This window comes from Anatilimnocola aquadivae (assembly GCF_049819085.1).
GTDB lineage: Bacteria > Planctomycetota > Planctomycetia > Pirellulales > Pirellulaceae > Anatilimnocola.
Genome location: NZ_CP187419.1, coordinates 3,992,316 through 4,010,904 on the forward strand (window position 1 = coordinate 3,992,316; position 18,589 = coordinate 4,010,904).

The window sequence follows — 18,589 nt, forward strand, 5'->3', positions numbered from 1 at the left end:
CGATGTCGGATCATCTCGCCCACTTGCAACTCGTTGACCGCCGCGCGTTCTTTCAACGCGGAGGGCTCGGCATCGGCGCGCTGGCCCTGTGCAATCTGCTGCAGGCAGCACCCGCTGGCCAGACTAGTCCGCAGCCGCATTTCGCGCCGCGAGCCAAGCGGGTGATCTACCTGCATATGATCGGGGCTCCTTCGCAGCTCGATTTGTTCGATGCCAAGCCAGAACTCGTCCGCCGCCATGGTGAACCTTGTCCGGCGTCGTTGCTCGAAGGCAAGCGGTTCGCGTTTCTGGGTGCGGAGAAGAAGCTGGCCGGCTCACAATTCAAATTTGCCCCGCACGGGCAAAGCGGCCAGCAGTTTTCAGAGTTACTGCCCAATCTGGCCAAGTTGGCAGATGAGATCGCCGTCGTTCGCTCGTTGCACACCGAAGAAATCAATCATGCCCCGGCGCAGATCTTTTTGCACACGGGTTTCGGTCGCGGCGATCGCCCCAGTTTCGGTTCGTGGGTGACTTATGGCCTGGGTTCGATCAATGCGGACTTGCCCGCGTATGTGGTACTGCTCAGCGGCAATGCGGGTGGAGCAGGCACGGCCATGTGGTCGAGCGGCTTTCTGCCGAGCGTGAATCAGGGAGTGCAGTTTCGCTCGCAAGGCGATGCGGTGCTGTATTTATCGAATCCCGCGGGGCACTCGGCGGAAAGTCGACGTCGGGTCCTCGATGCCACCCGTGCGCTCAACGAAGCTCGACTGGCCGATGTGGGCGATCCCGAGATTGCCACTCGCATTAGCCAATACGAAATGGCGTTCCGCATGCAGACCAAAGTTCCGGAGCTGATCGAGATCGTAGCCGAGTCACAAGCGACGCTGGACCGCTACGGTGCTCAGCCTGGCAAAGCGAGCTTTGCAAACAACTGCTTGCTCGCGCGCAGACTGGTCGAACGAGGTGTGCGCGTCGTCGAGTTGTACGATGCCGATTGGGACCATCATTCGAATCTGGCGGCCTCGTTGCCGCGCAAAGCCCGCGACGTCGATCAAGCGATGGCGGCCTTGCTAGGCGACCTGAAAGAGCGCGGCCTGCTTAACGATACGCTCGTCGTGTGGGGCAGCGAATTCGGCCGTACGCCCCTCGCGCAGGGTTTGGGGGGCGATGGCGAAAAGACCAAGCCGGGCCGCGATCATCACAAAGATGCATTCACGATGTGGCTCGCCGGCGGTGGCATCAAGCCGGGCTGTAGTGTCGGTGCGACGGACGAATTCGGCTTCAACATTGCCGATCGCCCGGTCCATGTACACGACTTGAACGCGACCATTCTGCACTTGCTCGGACTCGATCACGAGCGTTTGACGTTCCAGTATCAGGGGCGCGAGTTCCGCTTGACCGACGTGCATGGTAACGTCGTACGAGAATTACTGGCTTAGTTGCCTTTTACGAAGAGCTTGCCTTGCAGGAAGACCTCATGAAATACTTTCTCCTCTCCCTGGCGGTCGCCCTTGGCTTCACGGTTGTCGCGGCGCGGGCCGCGGATCCGGCGAAGCCCAATGTGCTGTTGATCTGCGTCGACGATCTCAAGCCGCAACTGGGCTGCTACGGCGACAAGATTGCCAAGTCACCGAATATCGATCGGCTCGCCAGCCGTGGCGTTCGCTTCGATAGTGCCTATTGCAATCAGGCGGTGTGTTCACCTTCGCGCAACTCGTTGCTAGTTGGGCTGCGGCCGCAAACGCTGGGCATCTACGATCTGGCGACGAACTTCCGGCGCTCGGTTCCCGATGCCGTTACTTTGCCGCAGTACTTCAAGCAGCACGGTTACCGCACGGAAGGAATCGGCAAGATCTTTCACGTGGGACACGGCAACCACGAAGACAAACCCTCGTGGAGCGTGCCACACTTTCAGGCGAAGTCGATTGGGTACGCGTTGCCAGAGAACAAAGCCCTGCCTACGCGCGAGGGAGCGCTGTTCGAAAACAAGAACCCTGCGAACTTGCCCAAGGGGGCTGCTTATGAATCGGCTGACGTGCCAGATTCCGAATATGGCGATGGCAAAGTCGCCGACGAAGCCATCGCGCGCCTGCAAGCTGCGAAGCAAAAGCCCAACGAACCATTCTTTCTGGCCGTTGGTTTCGTGAAGCCTCACCTGCCGTTCTGTGCTCCGAAAAAGTACTGGGACCTGTACGATCCCAAGCAAATCGAATTGGCGAAGGTCACCGAAGCGCCGGCCGGTGCCCCTTCCTATGCTCCGCAGTTTGGTGGCGAACTACGCAACTACAAAGACATGCCCGCCAAGGGAGCCATCCCCGACGATGTGCAGCGGACGCTCATTCACGGCTACTATGCCGCCACTAGCTACATGGATGCTCAACTAGGTCGCGTGCTGAAAGCCCTCGACGATTCCGGCCTCGCCGATAACACCATCATCGTCCTGTGGGGCGATCATGGCTGGCACTTGGGCGATCACGGCATTTGGTGCAAACACACGAACTACGAGCAGGCCGCCCGCATTCCGCTGATCGTGGCCCTGCCAAAGGCGAAAGCGGCTGGCGAAGGAACCAAGGCCTTTGCCGAGACCGTCGATATCTATCCCACGCTGTGCGAACTGGCCGGGTTGCCCGCGCCGAAAAGTGTCGATGGCAGCAGCTTTACCGCGGCTCTGAAGGATCCGCAGGCGACGACCAGGGATTCGATCATCCACGTTTATCCCCGCGGTGGTCGCATTGGCCGCGCCATTCGCACGCCTCGCTATCGCCTGGTCGAATGGAAAGATGCCGGCGCTGACTCCAAGACTGCCGAGTTCGAACTGTACGATTACCAGGCCGACCCGCTCGAAACCAAGAACCTCGCCGCCGATCAACCTGCGGTTGTCGCCGAGCTGAAAGCGATCCTGGCTAAACATCCCGAGGCAAAGCCGCAGCTGAAGCAGGCTGGAGATGCCAACAAGCAGCCTGCGAAGAAAACCCAAAACCGCACGACCATGTTCGCTGGCCGCGACAAAGACAACGACGGCAAGCTAACCCGCGAGGAGTTCCTGGCCAATCAACCCGACCCCGACGAAGCCCCCAAACGCTTTATCGCCTTCGATGCCGATAAAAGCGGCTCCCTCTCACGCGAAGAGTTCGTCACGTCAGGCGGGAAGAATCCGAACGCCAAGTAAGCGACTATTGATTAGGTTCGGATTGTCAATTATAAATAAATTGAAACCTATTCTATTGACAAACAATCACTACATGTAGAAGATAGTTGCGAGTTCTTCTACAATATGGTTGATGGGCGTCTTGTGACGAAGGCCGAACGTCTGGCCGCGATTGCGCGTTTAGCAAAGCAGCAGACAACCGGTGCCGTAAAACCACGGCCTGTCCAAAAACTACCCGGTTATTGGACAAAAAGGCGAGTGGAGAAATGTGCTAGCCTTGCCAGAAACGCCGAAATGGCAATGAGTTGCGACGCAAACCACCACGAAGGACGCGTCCAATAACCTCGCTGGTTTTTGGACAAAAGCGATGGGTTATTCGGTCTCTGCAGGTCGCTCTGCATTGGCCAGAGCGTTTTCCCAAGAGCTAGGGCAGCTAGCACCAAGCTGAATGAAGCGAGTTTGCCATAACAGGCAAAGAGTGCCTGGAGCACTTGGCCCGCACAGTTTGACTTGACTGGACAAAACTTGATTTGGCACTGGTGGCGGCTAGTATTCAGCCGAGCCAGCGAACTGCTTGGCCAACCAACGACGGGCACGCTGCGTAGAGCAGGACGCCATCGTTGGAAGTTCGAGTTCTGAGCCAGCGGAGGTCAGCTGGCTAGCGGCAAATTATTCGCCAGAAACGCAAATTCAATTGCCTGTTTGCTCCAGGAGGGAGCCACTGCGAGAGCGCTGTAACGGCGCGAGCGGTCTCAGTCCAAGATTGGCCCAGGTGCAGTCCTCGTAAGCAGGAGTGTGCAGCCATGTCAGTGGGTCTTCTCTCTCGGTCAGCCGCCGTGCGACTCAGCTCGCTGGTGGTGAGCAGCCTGGGTTTGCTCAGCGTGGGGCCAGTGGTGCAAGCTCAGACAGCAACCGGGCCGCGCGTGCAATTCGACGCGCCCTATTCCGTCGCCGTGCGAGAAATTCCCCTCGCTCCGCCTGTGTACGAACCGCGCGAGAAACTGGTCGAGTCGCGAATCGATATTTCGTCGATGATCGTCGCTGGCGATGAGCGCGATGTGACGCAGTTCGTGTTTCAGGTGCAGAGCCTGCAGCGGACGATGCTAGTGCACGACTATCTGCCGCGCTCGGCTCGCGATACCAGCATTGCAGGCAAAGTGTCGATAAACGAAGGTCGAGAAGACTCGTCCTCTGTCGGACTGGATCTCGCCGGGCAATATCAAAACCTGACGAACGCGGCCGCGCACTTTGGGCAAGGTTTGAAGGAGAATAACAGCCGCAAGTTCGAACGGCTGCCAGCACTCGAAACGGTCGTTGCCAGCGGAACTGTTTTTCGCGGCACGGGCGTCTACTTCAAACTGCACACCACCGACCGCCAGTTGCTGGAAGGTGCCACCACGGTCAATATGATGTGGCGGGTGCCGGCTAACTGGCGCGGCGACTACTTGCACGTTCGTTGCCTGGCCGAGGGGCGCTTGCGAGGTCAGAATGCCCAACGCGTTGGTCAGCGAGACTTTCTCGTCCCCCTCTACGTGAACGGTGATGCCGACGCGCAGCAGACGGCATTTGAATTCGCCCGGTCGGAAGCGAACCTGCGGATCGTCGCTCGCGAGAAGCTGGACGAAATCGTGAATCGCCCGCAGACGCCCTTTGGTCGCGGTTTTCAAGTGCTCGTGGGTGACAACGATCAACAGATTCCGCACGACTGGCTCGAACGACTTCTGTACGTTCCCAGCCAGCCTGGCATTCCCAGTAAGTTGCCTGGAGCAGTGAAAACGGCCGCGAGTGAGTACATCGCTGCTCGTCAGCAACTGGCGAGCTATTCGGGTTGGCAAGCGAGCTCGACCGAGCAAGCGGCGAAACCAACACGGCCGCTCGCGGGTCGGTAACATCGAGAGTCGCATCGCTTGTCGCAGTCCCCTGTCCCTGGAGTGATCTGGCGGTAGCATACAAAGTGCCTGAACGTCCCCCTGTGACCAGCACTGAACCATGCCCAGCCAGAACTCCAACTCGGTGATTGCGACGAGCGATTCGCTCGCCGATCGTTCGCTCACGAATACGAACATTTCGATTCGCGGGGCTCGCACGCATAACTTGCAGAACGTCGATCTCGATATTCCGCACGGCAAGTTCGTAGTGATTACCGGCCCGAGCGGTTCCGGCAAAAGCAGCCTCGCTTTCGATACGCTCTACGCTGAAGGACAGCGGCAATACATCGAGAGCCTGAGTGTTTACTCGCGGCAGTTCCTGACTCAGTTGCAGCGGCCCGATGTCGATTCGATCGAAGGGCTGCAGCCGACGATTTGCATCGATCAGCGTCCCGGCAATCAAAACCCGCGCAGCACCGTTGCGACGACGACGGAGATCTACGACTACCTGCGGTTGTTGATGGCTCGCCTGGGCGACGTCAGCTGTCATCAATGCGGCGAGCCCGTGCGCCAGCAATCGCTAGAGCAAGTGCAGGAAGCACTTCTCTCGCTGGCTGAAGGAACGAAGCTGTTGGTGCTCGCGCCGATCGTGCGCGGTCGCAAAGGGCAACATGCCGAAGCCTTGGCGACCATTCGCAAGGCGGGGCTCGTACGAGCGCGGATCGATGGGCAACTGGTAGAACTCGACGCCGCACCGCCACTCGATGCTCGCAAGGCGCATACGATTGAGGCCGTCGTCGACCGGATCGTCATTCGCGAGGGAGTGAGCTCGCGGCTGGGCGAGTCTTTACAACTGGCCGCGCGACATGGCGAGGGTGCTCTCGTTGCCTGTTACCTCGATCCCGAGATTGAAAAGCAAGCGCGGGCGGCAGGCACGACGACGGAGGGGCTGTGGACCGACAAGCTCTTCAGCACCAAGTATGCGTGCCCTAACTGCCAAGTGAATCTGGCCGAAATCGAGCCGCGGACGTTCAGTTTCAATAGCCCGTATGGCGCCTGCCCAAAGTGCGAAGGGCTGGGCCATTTGAATCAGTTCGATCCCGAGCTGGTGGTGCCGAATCGTGCGTTGTCGCTCAGCAAAGGAGTCGTCGCTCCGTGGGCAGGTCTGAAGAATGCCGCCGTGAAAAAACTGCGGGCGACGGTCGAGGCGTTTCTGGTTGCGAACTCACAGGATGCGGATACTCTTTGGAGCGGCTTGAACGACCAACTCTTCACACAAGTTCTGTATGGCGAACCGGCGGAGAAGCCGAGTCGCTATCCGGGTGTCATGACGCTGCTGGAGCAAGAGCTATCGACCGCGACCGATGAAACTCGACGCGAGCATCTCGAAGCGTATCGCGGGCAGGTTGCTTGCCAGGAATGTGGCGGTTCGCGACTCCGCCGGGAAGCACTCGGCGTGCGCGTGGCGGGTAAGACCATTCACGACATCACGCAGCAGTCGATCAACGCGGCCGCGACCTTCTTTCAAGGCCTTCACTACAGTGGACACGACCAGGAGATTGCTAAGCCAGTTCTGCAAGAGATTCGCAGTCGGCTCGGCTTTCTCAAGCAAGTGGGGCTGGGCTATCTCACGCTCGCTCGCTCGAGCGACTCACTCAGCGGTGGCGAGTTTCAACGTGTGCGGCTGGCCACGGGCATCGGCGCGGGGCTCGCTGGAATCCTCTACATCCTCGACGAGCCTTCGATCGGGCTGCACTCGCGCGATAACGACCGCCTGATCGCGGCGCTGAGAGATCTGCAGACGAACGGCAGCACGGTGCTAGTTGTGGAGCATGACGAGGCCATGATGCATGCCGCCGACTGGTTGATCGATATCGGGCCCGGTGCGGGAAGCAACGGCGGGCGTGTTGTCGCCGAAGGGACACCCGCGGAAGTTACCGCGAATCCGCTTTCGCTAACGGGGGCCTATTTGAGCGGTCGGCAATCGATCGCTGTTCCTGCTGAGCGACGTAGGGCTGATCTGTCCCGAACCATTACGCTTGCCGGCTGCACTGCCAATAACCTGCACGATGTTACCGCGACCTTTCCATTGGGGCTGTTTATTGCCGTCACCGGTGTTAGCGGTTCGGGCAAAAGCTCGCTCATCAACGAAACCCTGGCGCCGGCCTTAATTCGCAAGCTTGGTGGAGTGGCACCGAAGCCGGCAGCACATTCATCACTTACCGGCACCGAGCAGATCGACAAGGTGATTGAAATCGATCAGCGGGGCCTGGGCCGTTCGCCCCGCAGCAACGCCGCGACATACACCGGCTTGTGGGACGAAATTCGCAAGGTGTTTGCAACCACCAAGGACGCTCGGCAACTGGGCTACGCGCCGAATCGCTTCAGCTTTAATGTTGCCGGTGGTCGCTGCGAAACGTGTCAGGGGCAAGGTGTACAGCGGATCGAGATGAACTTTCTGCCTGACATTTTCGTTCCTTGCCCGACGTGCAACGGCCAGCGTTTCAATGCCCAAACACTGCAGGTGCTGTATCGCGGAAAGAACATTGCGGAGATTCTGGAAATGTCCATCGATGAAGCGGTGGGCTTCTTCGAGAACTTCTCGCACGTCGAGCGCACGCTTGTCAGCTTGCGCGATGTCGGGCTGGGATACTTAAAACTTGGTCAACCAAGCACGACACTCTCGGGCGGTGAGGCTCAGCGGGTGAAGCTAGCGACGGAACTTGCCCGAGCAGAAACAGGCCGGACGTTCTATCTGCTGGATGAACCGACGACAGGCTTGCATTTCGAAGACATTCGCCTGCTGCTGGGCGTGCTGCAAAAACTGGTCGACCGGGGCAATACCGTGCTCGTGATTGAGCACAATCTGGACGTGATCAAATCGGCCGATTGGCTGATCGACTTGGGGCCCGATGGCGGTGATGGAGGCGGCCAGATCATGTTCGCGGGAACGCCCGAGCAATTAGCCGCCCAGGCCGAAAACCTGACCGGCAAGTTTTTGAAACCGCTGTTGCGATAGTACTCAGCAGGCTGTCGGGCGTGATTCGGCCGCCGGCGGCATCGGTCGGCGCGGTTCGTACTTGCAGCAATCGGTGGGGCAAACATCGTGACTGGGGCCTAGCGCGCCGAGCGACAATTTGGGCGCAGCAGCAATGCGCTCTTCGATCAGTTCGCGAATCATGGTCACAAACCGAGGATGCGTGCCGACCGTGCCCGCACGCACGAGATTCAAACCGAGTTCTTCCGCCAGGTGCAGCGCTTCGTAGTCGAGATCGAACATCACTTCCATGTGGTCGGAAATGAAGCCAACGGGCACGACGACCACATCGCGCACTTCACCAGCGGCAGCAGCTAACTCCTTGAGCACATCGCCCACGTCGGGTTCCAGCCAGGGTTGGTTGGCCGGCCCACTGCGGCTTTGATACACCAGCCGATGCTGAGGGTGGTTTACGCCTTCACTGATGAGCCGCGAAGCCTCAGCAAAGTGCGTCTCGTACTTGCAGTTGGTGGCCATCGAGAGCGGGATGCTGTGCGCGGTAAACAGCAGGACCGCTTGCTCACGCCGCTCGGCAGGAATTTGCTCGAAGGCCGCCCGCACGCGCTCGATCATCGGTTCGATGAAGCCCGGATGATTGAAGAACACTCGCAGTTTGTCGACCGCTGGGGCTCCGTCGCCGACCGTTTGCTGGGCGACCGCGATGTTCTCGCGATATTGCCGGCAACCACTGTAAGAACTGAAACCCGACGTAAAGAACGCCAGCGCGTGCTTGACGCCGTCTTGCTTCATCTCTTCCAGCGTGTCGGCGAGCATTGGGTGCCAGTTGCGATTGCCCCAGTAAACCGGCAGGTCGATGCCATGTGACGTTAGCTCATTTTTGAGAGCCGCCAGCAAAGCTCGGTTTTGCTCATTGATGGGGCTCACTCCGCCAAAGTGCTGATAGTGCTCCGCGACAGCCAGCATCCGCTCACGCGGCACATTCTTCCCCCGCAGCACGTTTTCCAGAAACGGCATGACTTCGTCCGGACCTTCCGGACCACCAAAGGAAACCAGCAGCAGAGCGTCGTACGTCATACGGAGAGATATCAATGCGAGGCCAAGGGGCGAGAAAAAGTTCTTTGCACTTTAGCAACTGATGGCTGAGAGGCAACTGACGAGCATGTTGCCTGCCAACATTGCGGCTAGAGAGATTGTCGCCCAATTGGCAACAATCGCCGCAGAAGAAAATTGAAATGACCCCAACGGGACTCGAACCCGTGTTACCGCCGTGAAAGGGCGGTGTCCTAGACCGCTAGACGATGGGGCCAGGTGAATGAACTCACGGCTGATGGTCCAGGGAACCAACGCGGCAAGGATTCAAAACCGAAGCATGAGGTATATCGGCGAGAGGCGGGGAGCGTCAAGTGGGGCTCACCAAACTTCGCCAGGCGGACACCAAGAAACGAAGAAGTTGCAACTGACCTAGCGCCGGGCAAACATGCCTCCCAGCGCCAGCTTAGCCTTCTGCGCCGGCAGGGCCGGATTGTTCCAAATGAGCTGCTTCGTTGCGTTTGATCGCATCGTACACCTCGCGGCGGTGGACTGGCACTTCTTTGGGTGCTTCCACCCCGAGGCGAACTTTGTCGCCCCGGATCTCAACAACGACAATCGTGATGTCGTTGTTGATGACAATGCTCTCGTTCTTTTTGCGTGACAACACCAACATTGTTCGATTCCTTCGCAGTAAGCGCGGTCCTAGTTCGCCGCGTAGATTTCCTGTCCTACAGATCACCTTGGTGCAATGCTGACAATCGTTCACCACCCGCAGGCGCGGAAATCCTTCTCTTTATTGTGGATTGGGAATTCCGAGAGTCAAGGTTGCCGTGTCAAGTGGTGAAAGTTTTCCCCAAATTCTTTTCGCTTTTTAACGCTGGCATCGCAACCAGTTAGAGCAATTCACGGAGCCCGCAAACACCGTGGATAGTTGTGTCGAATGTGGGTTTGGCTCGATCTGGACTCGAATGTGCATCCGATGGCTGGACTGCAGTAGATCTGACGACAACTTGAATCCCCGTCACAACTTGGGACATTTTCGCTGAATGCCGACCTCGAACCACGATTCCACCGGCACCTACGCTTGCGGGCTTGGCTTGTCCCCTTATAATTCTGTGCAAACCCTCGCTGGGAAACTGCTATTTCCTTGTGTACGGGCGATTTAGGTCGATTGCGACTCATTTTTGCTGGAAAGCTCCTCGACATGTTCGATTGGCTGCGCAACATCTGGCTGGCTGTCGCCACCGTGGCGCATGGTATGTATGTGACACTTCGCAACTGGCTGATTACCTATCAGCCCGAGCGTGGTGCATTTACCGAGCGTTTTGAATATCCCGAAAAGCCGGTTCCGGTAGCCAATCGCTACCGTGGCTTTCATCGTTACGACCTGACGACTTGCATCTCGTGCGACCAATGTGCGAAAGCCTGCCCGGTCGACTGCATCTACATCGGCAAAGAGCGTGTCGAAGGGGGCAAGGGCTTCAAGATCACGGGCTTTACGATCGATTACAGTAAGTGCATGTTCTGTGCACTGTGCGTGGAGCCATGCCCAGTCGACTGCATCTTTATGGGTGCCACGCACGACCTGAGCTGCTACAGCCGTGATGGCTGCATCGTCGATTTTTCCCGCTTGCCGCTCGATGTTGCCTGGGGTCGTGCCACGCTCAATCCCACCGCAGTCTCCGAGTCCAAGGTTATCGCGGAGCCTGTGCACGGCGGTCCGAATCAGTAGACCTGAGGAAGCAAAGCGAGCGAAATGCCAGTCAACAGCGAACAACCCGCGAAGGTTTTCACCATTGAGCAGGCCAATGCCATGCTCCCGCTGGTTCGCGCCATCACGACGGATCTCACGATGCTCGCCCGCGACGTGGTCGAGCGTCGCACTCGCTTGGCTGCGTTTAAGTCTCGCAAGGACGCCAAAGCCGGTGATCCTTATTCGGATGAACTGGCCAGTATGCAACAGGCCGTCATTGCGGATTCGCAACGGCTGCAAGAATACATCGACGAACTGCGCTCGCTGGGCTTGGAGCCCAAGGGGGCGGTCGACGGCCTCGTAGATTTTCCGGCTTTCATGGAAGGCCGTCTGGTTTATCTGTGCTGGAAGTTGGGTGAGCCCGAAGTGACTCACTGGCACACAGTCGATGGTGGTTTCGCCGGCCGGCAGTCGCTGGTTGCCGGAGTCGCTCACGAAGAGGTTGGCGGTTTCGATACGTTCGCAGGTCCGGAACAAGCTGAGTAACTGCTGCTTGTCGCCAGACAAACTTTTGGATGAACTATGTCTGCAATTGCCTCGTCGGTTAATGTTGTCGCTTACCTCGCGCTCTTCTCTGGCGCCGGCATCATCTTCCTGTTTGTGAACCTGCTCGTCGGCAAGTTTTTGCGCCCCGCCGATCCACACTCTGAAAAGACCGAAATCTATGAATGCGGTGAGCCTACGATCGGCTCCAGCTTTGTGCAGTTCGACCTGCGGTTTTATGTCGTCGCGCTGCTGTTCATCATTTTCGATGTCGAAGTCGCGTTCTTCTTTCCTTGGGCAGCCACGTTTGGCAAAGCCACGAATGCCATGCGGCCCGAGTTTCCCGTCGTGAATCGCGTCGATGGCCAATTGGCTCTCACACCAGACGCCACGAACATGTATCGCGAAATGGGCATCCGCAATCCGACTGTCCCCACCGAAGTTCCTGCTTCGCTCAAGGACGAAGTCACCGCGACCGATCCGATCGAGCGTTCGAGCAGCATTTTCCACAAGGGGATGCAGCAGTTGGCATGGGTGACCGTCGTCGATATCGGAGCTTTCTTCGCGATCTTGATGATTGGCTTTGCCTATGTCTGGATGCGCGGCGATCTCGACTGGGTACGTGCCGTTAGTCGCGAACGTCAACAACAATCGCTCGCCCGGACACCCGCCACCGATCCCTTGGACGACGCGCAGTACTTGTCGGCCTAAAGCTGGCTTCGAGTAGCGCTTCGCCAGCCATTTTCTGCCAGAGATCATTAGGCTCGTCAGCCTGTTTAAGAAGAGTGAATCATGAGTGGTTCGAACCTGATCGAACGATTGAAGAAGAAGTTCGGCGATAAGATCACCGCCACGAACTTGACCGCCATCGATCCCTGGATCGAAGTTGCCCCCGATGCGCTGGTGGCGGTATGCGAACACTTGAAGGCCGATCCCGATGGCAAGTTCGAAATGCTGAACTGTATCACCGGCATCGACTGGTTTGAGCCCGATGCGAAGAAGGCTGCCAAGGCTGGCTTCGAGCCCCATACCGAAGTGGTGTATCACCTGTCGAGCATCAGCAAGAAGCACTCGCTGGTAATCAAGGTGCAGTTGCCTCGCTGGAAGAACGACGAGCCCGGCAACTTGCCGGAATTACCCACGGTTTCCGGTGTTTGGTCGGGTGCCAACTGGCACGAACGAGAAGTGTTCGATCTGAACGGCATCAACTTCGTTGGTCACCCCGATCTCCGCCGCATTCTGTGCCCGGAAGATTGGGTGGGCTATGGTCTGCGTCGCGACTACGAGATGCCGCTCGAGTATCACGGCATGCGTGGAAGGTAAGCGCACAGAGGCATGGTGAGTCGCAAGCGGCTCAGCCCCTCACCCCAGCCCTCTCCCCGGAGTACCGAGGAGAGGGAGTTTGTCAAACTGACTCCCGACCTCTGACTCCCGACTTCCGATTATGTCCACCTACCTAGATGATCCCCGCGTTGTCGAGTTCGATGTTCGTACCGACGAAATGCTCGTCAACATGGGACCTCAGCACCCCAGTACGCACGGCGTGTTGCGGCTGGTCCTGCGAACCGACGGCGAAATCGTCTCGCAGACCGAACCCCACTTGGGCTACCTGCATCGCTGTGCCGAGAAAATCGGCGAGAACCTGACGCCCCGCCAGTGGATTCCGTACACCGACCGCATGGATTACCTCGCGGCGATGAACATGAATCTGGGTTGGTCGCTCTGTGTCGAAAAACTGCTGGGCTACAACCTGCCCGAAAAAGCTCGCCACCTGCGCGTCATCATTTGCGAAATGGGACGCATCGCCAGCCACCTCGTCGGCATGGGCGCTTACGGCTTGGATCTCGGCACCTTCAGCCCGTTTTTGTACGCCTTCCGCGAACGCGAAAAGATCTTGGATCTGTTCGAAGAAGCTTGCGGCGCACGACTCACCTACAGCTATCTCACGCCCGGTGGTGTGACCGCCGATTTGCCGCGCGGTTGGATTCAGAAGTGCGAAGACTTCCTCACGCAGTTCGAGCCCATCATTCAAGAGTATCACGCGCTGCTGACGACCAACTCCATCTTCGTCAAGCGAACTGCCAACATCGGCATTCTCTCCCCCGAGATGGCTCTCGACTACGGTTGCACAGGACCGGTGCTTCGCGGTAGCGGCGTCGATTACGACCTGCGCCGCGATGGTGAAGAACGCTACACCGAAATGTACGACGGCTACGCCTTCGAAGTCATCGTGCAAAAGAACGGGTCCTATCCCAAGGATCACAACTATCCCGCGGTGCCGAAAGAAGCCGTGCTCGGCGATTGCTGGCACCGGTTCTACGTCCGCATGCTCGAAGTGGTGCAGTCGATCGACATCGTGCGGCAGGCCTTCGTAAAGTACAGCCAGTCCACCGGCGACTGGGGCACTCCTATCAAGCTGGCCACCAAGCTGCCCAAGGGCGATGCCTACCTCGAAACCGAAGCACCTCGCGGTCAGATGGGCTTCTACATTGTCAGCGATGGTTCGACCATTCCTTGGCGCGTGCGAGCTCGCAGTAGTTGCTTCTGCAACCTGAGCGTGACCCACGAACTGTGTAAAGGCTGCCTCATTGCTGACGTTCCCGCTATTGTTGGTTCGCTCGATATCGTGATGGGCGAAATCGATCGCTAAGGTTGCCACCATTGCAGCCCTCGCAAGTTTTCTGTGATGAAGTCTCGCGGAATGGTTTTACGATCATTCCGCGGGCCATCGCTCCGCAACATGCGGACGAACTAGCGGTTCTGTTCACTGCCTCCTTGGCTCAAGGCAGCGAGCAAGGAAGTCCGCTCGAAAGTCGCGGCACGGTCTACGCGGCCCGCAACCCGCTCGATCTGCTTCCCAATGTTGCTCAGCTTTGGCAGCACGGACCCTTGGCGGAATTTTTACCCGCGATCCTCGGACCAAACTTCGGACTGGTGCGCGGGCTCTTCTTCGACAAGCCCCCCGGTCGCTCTTGGTGGCTGCCGTGGCATAAGGACCTGACGATTGCCGTGCAGGACAACTCGCTGCCCAGTCAGCAGTTCACGCGACCGACATTCAAGGCGAACGTCCCGCACGTGATTGCTCCCGTCGAGCTATTGCAGTCGATGCTTACCATTCGACTGCATTTGGACGATGTCACCGGCGAGAACGGTCCGCTGCGCGTGATTCCCGGCTCGCATCTCACCGGCAAAGAGATCGCCGCTGGAAATGTCGAGCCAATAACCATTCTGGCGAATCGTGGCGATGCCCTCGCGATGCGTCCGCTGGTCAGTCACTCCAGCGGCGAGTCATCTCCCGAAACCAAACTTCATCGCCGGATCTTGCATCTGGAGTTCGCCGCCAGTCCTCAGCTGGCCGATGGCTACCAGTGGCAACGGTTCATTCCAGGCTGCAGTGAAGGCAACAACAGAACTAGTTAGTAAGCGAAGTTTCAGCCTGGTCGCATTTCCCAAAACGTGCCCGACTGGTGATAACAGCCGTCGATTCCTCGTGAAATCTGCTGAAAATCTTCTTGTCCATCGCTGCGCGAACCGCTAGTTTTAGCGACGGGTTGCCGCAGCGCAAGCTTCGCTCCCCGCAGTGACTCGTTTGGCTGTCTTATCATTCGCCACGAGGGTGCCATGAAACGTCGCGGTTTTACACTGGTCGAACTGTTGGTCGTGATCGCGATCATCGGTGTGTTGGTCGCCTTGCTTTTGCCCGCTGTGCAGGCCGCCCGAGAAGCGGCAAGGCGGATGCAGTGCCAGAACAATCTGAAGCAGATTGGCCTGGCGATGCACAATTACCACGATACGCACCTGCGGTTGCCGCCCGGGCAGTGGAACAACTTTTATGCGAACGATGCGCCCTGGATTCGCGGTTGTTGGGTGCAGCCAATGCTCCCGTTCATCGAGCAAAAGAATCTGTACGAGACGTATGTCGCGGCGCAACCAGGCAACGGCAACTGGGCACTTCTCTGCCCGAATAAAGACTCCATCATCAAAGCGCTGATCTGTCCTTCGGACGGCAACAGCCCGAAGACGAAGACCCGTGATACCAACACCGTCGGTGGCGTAGCTGTGATGCAAGGGATGCACGTCAACTACGCCGTCTGCTCGGGGTCCACTGCCTATGGAACGGGCGGCCTGGCGCTCGAAGGAATCTTTTACACCAAGTCGTTCCACCGCCTGGCCGATATCACCGACGGTACTTCCAGCACGCTGCTGGCGAGTGAGATTTGCGTCGTGCCTGACTCGGCTGCGGCCAACGACCTACGCGGTCGCTACTGCAACTCGTGGGAAGGAAACAGTTGGTTCACGGCCCTCAATCCGCCCAACACCACGGTCCCCGATACGCAGGGCTATCAAGGCGTGACGATCAAGAACGCTCCGCAAACGACCGTGGCCACAAGTGCCGGCACACAGGCGCTGTATGCCCGCAGCTATCATCCCGCGGTCGTGAATGCCGCACTGGCCGATGGCTCGGTCCGGTCGATCACCAACAGCATCAACCTGGTCACCTACAAAGCCCTCAGTACGCGCCAAGGTGGCGAAGTCGTCGGCGATTTCTAGTTCTCAGGGAGTACGCACTCTCAGAAATTAAGGCTTAACGCGGCCTTGAGAGTCATAGACGGGATTGAGCCCGGTCGTCCAGCGCTGCGCGGTCAAGTCGTGGCCCAGGGCTGCGAAATGGGCGAAGAGCTTTTCTTGCAGCTCGTCGGCGGTTGGTGAATCGTCTGCAGCCCGATTGTGTAGTTCGCCAGGGTCTTCCTGCAGGTGATACAGTTCACGAGTACCCGCTTCAAGGCGAAAGATCAGCTTCCATCCGGCGGGCGTAGTGATCGACCGCTGATAGGTGTACTGGCGATAGTCGGTCTCGGCGAAGATCTCCCGCTCGCTGGGCTCACCGCGCATGGCAGGTAGCAGGCTTTGCCCGCGCAGTTGATTTTTTGCGCGTTCGGGGAGCGAGACCTCTAGCAGGTCGAGAACCGTGGGCATCACGTCGATGCTACTAAGCCGGGCGGAAACCGGCTTGCTCGCCTGCTGGCCGGGTAGCTGCACGAAGAGTGGCACGTGCACCAGTTCTTCGTAGAGTGTGAAGCCGTGATCGAAGCGGCGGTGCTCGTGCAGTTCGGTGCCGTGATCCGCGGTGATAATGACCAGTGGCGGGGGATTCAATTGAAGCGCAGCGAGCTCATGCAGGAACTTGCCCAGTTGCTCATCGGCACGCTGCACTTTTTCGTCATAGATGGCGCGCCAGAACTCGACATCCTCACTACGCAGGTCGACGGAACCCTTCTCAAGGCCCTCTTCGCGCAGCAGTTCCTGTTCTGGCGGCGAGCCGGTGAAGCGGCGGTCGTAGTTGCGATCGACAAAGCGATAGTCGTAGCCACCTGCAGGACCAAATTGACCATGCACATCGTAGCCATGCAAAAACAGAAAGAACTTTTCGTTGCTGTGTTCTTTCAGCCATTCGGCCGCCTTTACTCCGCTGCGTGACAAGCTGCCGAACTTCCGCGGCTCGTGATCGTAAACATCAAAACCTTGCGCAAAACCAAAAGCCCCACTCACGCCCGCATTGCCGGTAAAGCCTGCCGTCTGGTAGCCATTGGCCTTCAATACTTCCGCCAGCGTGATCAAATTCGGCGCTAGTTGGCTGAGCCTGGCCGGGCGTTGTTCCTCGGCGTTATAAACGGCGAACTTGTTCGTCAGTCGATGTTCCGATGGGTACATGCCGGTGAACCAGGTCATCGAAGCGGGGACGGTCCATGATGAGACCGAATGAAACTGCGAGAAGACAAAACTCTCGCGCGCGAAGGCATCAAGATGCGGCGTGACGTTCCGCTTGTTTCCTAAGCAGCCCACATGCTTAGCCTGCAACGCGTCGATGCTAATCAGCACCACGCTGTGGTCGCGATACTTCATCGGCAGTTGAGCGGGATCAACCTTGGTCTGCGGCCGCGGTTGCTCGCGCGCGGCTTTCTCAGTGGTGCAGCCACTACCGACAGCGATATAGACAACAACGAGTAATGCGAGTAGTAACCAGCGCGGCACTTACGGGTTCCTCGCCACGCGAAACCCCAGATATTCCTTGCGCTCGCTGGGGGCAGCAAAGTTGCGCGCGGCAGATCGCGAACCGGCTTCATTCAACAGCCAGTTGCCGCCACGCCACGTGCGATGCGGTCCGTCGTCCGGGCCCGAGGGATCGTTGCGGGGCGAGGTGCGATAGTAGTTCCGGTCAGACACGTCCCAGCACCATTCGCCGACGTTGCCGTGCATGTCGTGCAGCCCCCAGGCATTCGCCTCGTAGCCGCCGCGCGAGCAAGTGCACTTCAAATTGGGTCCGCGAACTTCGCCGCCGTAGCCACCAGAGAACGTCGCGCCGGCCACATTCGACGCGTGGCCGTTGCGCTCGGCGCCGTAGTGATAGGGCGTGGTAGTTCCCGCGCGGCAAGCATGTTCCCACTCGGCTTCGGTCGGCAAACGATAGCCGTGACCGCCGACGATCTTCACTCGCGCGGCGACAATCGAATCGTTCTCCCGTTTGATCTCGGTCAGTTCATAATATGGCTGAAAATGATCGAGCTTGCTCAGTTCGTTGCAGAAGGCGATGGCATCGAACCAGGTCACGCGCTCGACGGGATACAGATCGGTGCCGACGATGAAAACCTTTTCTCGCCCGCCACCGGTCCTGCTGAACCAACTGGGTTCCTGCTTCATTACGCGGCGATACTCGCTTTGGGTGACTTCGTACTTGCCCAGGTAAAAGGCCTGCGTCAGCCGCGCGAGATGCGTCAACTCGTCATCCCGCCGCCCCGCTTCGGCATTGGGCGATCCCAACCACGCTTCACCCCGCTGGATAAACACCAGCTTGAGTCCCGTCGTCTCGCTTTCGCGATCGGGGCGCGAGAGTAAATGCTCGGCGCGCCAGCGAATCTCGGGGTCACTGTTTTTTGAAGCTGCGTGCCGCAAATACGGCAGCGGTCGCTCGCCCAGGCGATCGAGGGCTTTCACGGCTGCTTCTCGGGCGGCAAACTCGTCCGAGCCCAACTGCTGGATCAGCGCTTCGATCTCTTTGTCACGCGGCAGCGCTGGCGGATCATCGGCGTGCAGCATCACCCACGCGCAGGCAACCAGCAGTGCGGTCGCAACCAAGCGGTAAAGGACAGATCGCATCGAAAGTGCCCACGGAGACGGGAGAGTTACCTCCAGGATATCGAATTGTGATTCGCAGCACACGGAAAAATATCGCCGCCGTCGGACACTGCATCTCGAATTTGCCCGCGCAGCAACTTACACTCGGGGGACGTCGTTGGACGCCCTACCGATTTTCACCTCTCCCGGAAACC

General features: G+C 58.4%; 15 protein-coding genes and 1 tRNA gene. 11 read left to right on the top strand and 5 right to left on the bottom strand.

Features of this window, described 5'->3' with window-relative positions; all coding sequences use genetic code 11:
• Positions 1–2 precede the first annotated feature (2 nt).
• The 4 genes from NA78x_RS15910 (at position 3) to uvrA (ending at position 8,014) form a co-directional block, all read left to right on the top strand.
• The gene (locus tag NA78x_RS15910; protein ID WP_425613351.1) at positions 3–1,418 is read left to right on the top strand and encodes a DUF1501 domain-containing protein; all 1,416 of its coding nucleotides are present in this window, start codon (positions 3–5) and stop codon (positions 1,416–1,418) included.
• Between the two features lie 38 nt (positions 1,419–1,456).
• Entirely contained in the window at positions 1,457–3,148 is a 1,692-nt protein-coding gene (locus tag NA78x_RS15915; protein ID WP_425613352.1) for a sulfatase-like hydrolase/transferase, read from the top strand.
• A 782-nt stretch (positions 3,149–3,930) separates the two neighbouring features.
• Positions 3,931–5,016 carry a hypothetical protein gene (locus NA78x_RS15920; protein WP_425613353.1) on the top strand — a complete coding sequence of 362 codons (1,086 nt, stop codon included), beginning with the start codon at positions 3,931–3,933 and terminating at the stop codon, positions 5,014–5,016.
• Between the two features lie 100 nt (positions 5,017–5,116).
• Positions 5,117–8,014 carry an excinuclease ABC subunit UvrA gene (gene uvrA / locus NA78x_RS15925; RefSeq protein WP_425613354.1) on the top strand — a complete coding sequence of 966 codons (2,898 nt, stop codon included), beginning with the start codon at positions 5,117–5,119 and terminating at the stop codon, positions 8,012–8,014.
• A gap of 3 nt (positions 8,015–8,017) precedes the next feature.
• Here the strand turns inward: uvrA and NA78x_RS15930 are convergent, their stop codons facing one another.
• The 3 genes from NA78x_RS15930 to csrA all read right to left on the bottom strand — a co-directional run bounded on the left by NA78x_RS15930 (position 8,018) and on the right by csrA (position 9,698).
• Positions 8,018–9,067 (bottom strand): ferrochelatase, encoded by a 1,050-nt coding sequence (locus NA78x_RS15930; protein WP_425613355.1) that lies wholly within the window; start codon positions 9,065–9,067, stop codon positions 8,018–8,020.
• A 159-nt stretch (positions 9,068–9,226) separates the two neighbouring features.
• A tRNA-Glu gene (locus tag NA78x_RS15935) sits at positions 9,227–9,299 on the bottom strand.
• Between the two features lie 189 nt (positions 9,300–9,488).
• Positions 9,489–9,698 (bottom strand): carbon storage regulator CsrA, encoded by a 210-nt coding sequence (gene csrA, locus NA78x_RS15940; RefSeq protein ID WP_425613356.1) that lies wholly within the window; start codon positions 9,696–9,698, stop codon positions 9,489–9,491.
• A 531-nt stretch (positions 9,699–10,229) separates the two neighbouring features.
• On the opposite strand from csrA, the gene NA78x_RS15945 reads away from it, so the two are divergent.
• The 7 genes from NA78x_RS15945 (at position 10,230) to NA78x_RS15975 (ending at position 15,812) form a co-directional block, all read left to right on the top strand.
• A complete protein-coding gene (locus tag NA78x_RS15945; protein WP_425613357.1) occupies positions 10,230–10,757 on the top strand; it encodes a 4Fe-4S binding protein in 528 nt (175 codons plus the stop codon).
• Positions 10,758–10,781: 24 nt separating this feature from the next.
• Positions 10,782–11,264: a DUF2203 domain-containing protein gene (locus NA78x_RS15950; protein WP_425613358.1), complete on the top strand. Its 483-nt coding sequence runs from the start codon at positions 10,782–10,784 to the stop codon at positions 11,262–11,264.
• Positions 11,265–11,300: 36 nt separating this feature from the next.
• Complete coding sequence (locus NA78x_RS15955) at positions 11,301–11,972, top strand: NADH-quinone oxidoreductase subunit A (RefSeq protein WP_425613359.1); 672 nt, start codon at positions 11,301–11,303, stop codon at positions 11,970–11,972.
• 81 nt (positions 11,973–12,053) lie between these two features.
• Complete coding sequence (locus NA78x_RS15960) at positions 12,054–12,584, top strand: NADH-quinone oxidoreductase subunit C (RefSeq protein ID WP_425613360.1); 531 nt, start codon at positions 12,054–12,056, stop codon at positions 12,582–12,584.
• Positions 12,585–12,705: 121 nt separating this feature from the next.
• Positions 12,706–13,911 (top strand): NADH-quinone oxidoreductase subunit D, encoded by a 1,206-nt coding sequence (locus NA78x_RS15965; protein ID WP_425613361.1) that lies wholly within the window; start codon positions 12,706–12,708, stop codon positions 13,909–13,911.
• Positions 13,912–13,922: 11 nt separating this feature from the next.
• Positions 13,923–14,681, top strand: a complete 759-nt coding sequence (locus NA78x_RS15970; protein ID WP_425613362.1) for a phytanoyl-CoA dioxygenase family protein — start codon at positions 13,923–13,925, stop codon at positions 14,679–14,681.
• A 201-nt stretch (positions 14,682–14,882) separates the two neighbouring features.
• On the top strand, positions 14,883–15,812 hold the full coding sequence (locus NA78x_RS15975) for a DUF1559 domain-containing protein (protein WP_425613363.1): 930 nt from the start codon (positions 14,883–14,885) through the stop codon (positions 15,810–15,812).
• 27 nt (positions 15,813–15,839) lie between these two features.
• Here the strand turns inward: NA78x_RS15975 and NA78x_RS15980 are convergent, their stop codons facing one another.
• Positions 15,840–17,294 carry a sulfatase gene (locus NA78x_RS15980; protein ID WP_425613364.1) on the bottom strand — a complete coding sequence of 485 codons (1,455 nt, stop codon included), beginning with the start codon at positions 17,292–17,294 and terminating at the stop codon, positions 15,840–15,842.
• On the bottom strand, positions 17,295–18,416 hold the full coding sequence (locus NA78x_RS15985) for an SUMF1/EgtB/PvdO family nonheme iron enzyme (protein ID WP_425613365.1): 1,122 nt from the start codon (positions 18,414–18,416) through the stop codon (positions 17,295–17,297).
• Positions 18,417–18,589 lie beyond the last annotated feature (173 nt).

Coding starts and splice junctions, on each gene's coding strand:
- NA78x_RS15945 (WP_425613357.1), top strand. CDS start 10,230: ATGTTCGATTGGCTGCGCAACATCTGGCTGGCTGTCGCCACCGTGGCG.
- csrA (WP_425613356.1), bottom strand. CDS start 9,698: ATGTTGGTGTTGTCACGCAAAAAGAACGAGAGCATTGTCATCAACAAC.
- NA78x_RS15920 (WP_425613353.1), top strand. CDS start 3,931: ATGTCAGTGGGTCTTCTCTCTCGGTCAGCCGCCGTGCGACTCAGCTCG.
- NA78x_RS15910 (WP_425613351.1), top strand. CDS start 3: ATGTCGGATCATCTCGCCCACTTGCAACTCGTTGACCGCCGCGCGTTC.
- NA78x_RS15915 (WP_425613352.1), top strand. CDS start 1,457: ATGAAATACTTTCTCCTCTCCCTGGCGGTCGCCCTTGGCTTCACGGTT.
- NA78x_RS15955 (WP_425613359.1), top strand. CDS start 11,301: ATGTCTGCAATTGCCTCGTCGGTTAATGTTGTCGCTTACCTCGCGCTC.
- NA78x_RS15965 (WP_425613361.1), top strand. CDS start 12,706: ATGTCCACCTACCTAGATGATCCCCGCGTTGTCGAGTTCGATGTTCGT.
- NA78x_RS15985 (WP_425613365.1), bottom strand. CDS start 18,416: ATGCGATCTGTCCTTTACCGCTTGGTTGCGACCGCACTGCTGGTTGCC.
- NA78x_RS15960 (WP_425613360.1), top strand. CDS start 12,054: ATGAGTGGTTCGAACCTGATCGAACGATTGAAGAAGAAGTTCGGCGAT.
- uvrA (WP_425613354.1), top strand. CDS start 5,117: ATGCCCAGCCAGAACTCCAACTCGGTGATTGCGACGAGCGATTCGCTC.
- NA78x_RS15950 (WP_425613358.1), top strand. CDS start 10,782: ATGCCAGTCAACAGCGAACAACCCGCGAAGGTTTTCACCATTGAGCAG.
- NA78x_RS15930 (WP_425613355.1), bottom strand. CDS start 9,067: ATGACGTACGACGCTCTGCTGCTGGTTTCCTTTGGTGGTCCGGAAGGT.
- NA78x_RS15975 (WP_425613363.1), top strand. CDS start 14,883: ATGAAACGTCGCGGTTTTACACTGGTCGAACTGTTGGTCGTGATCGCG.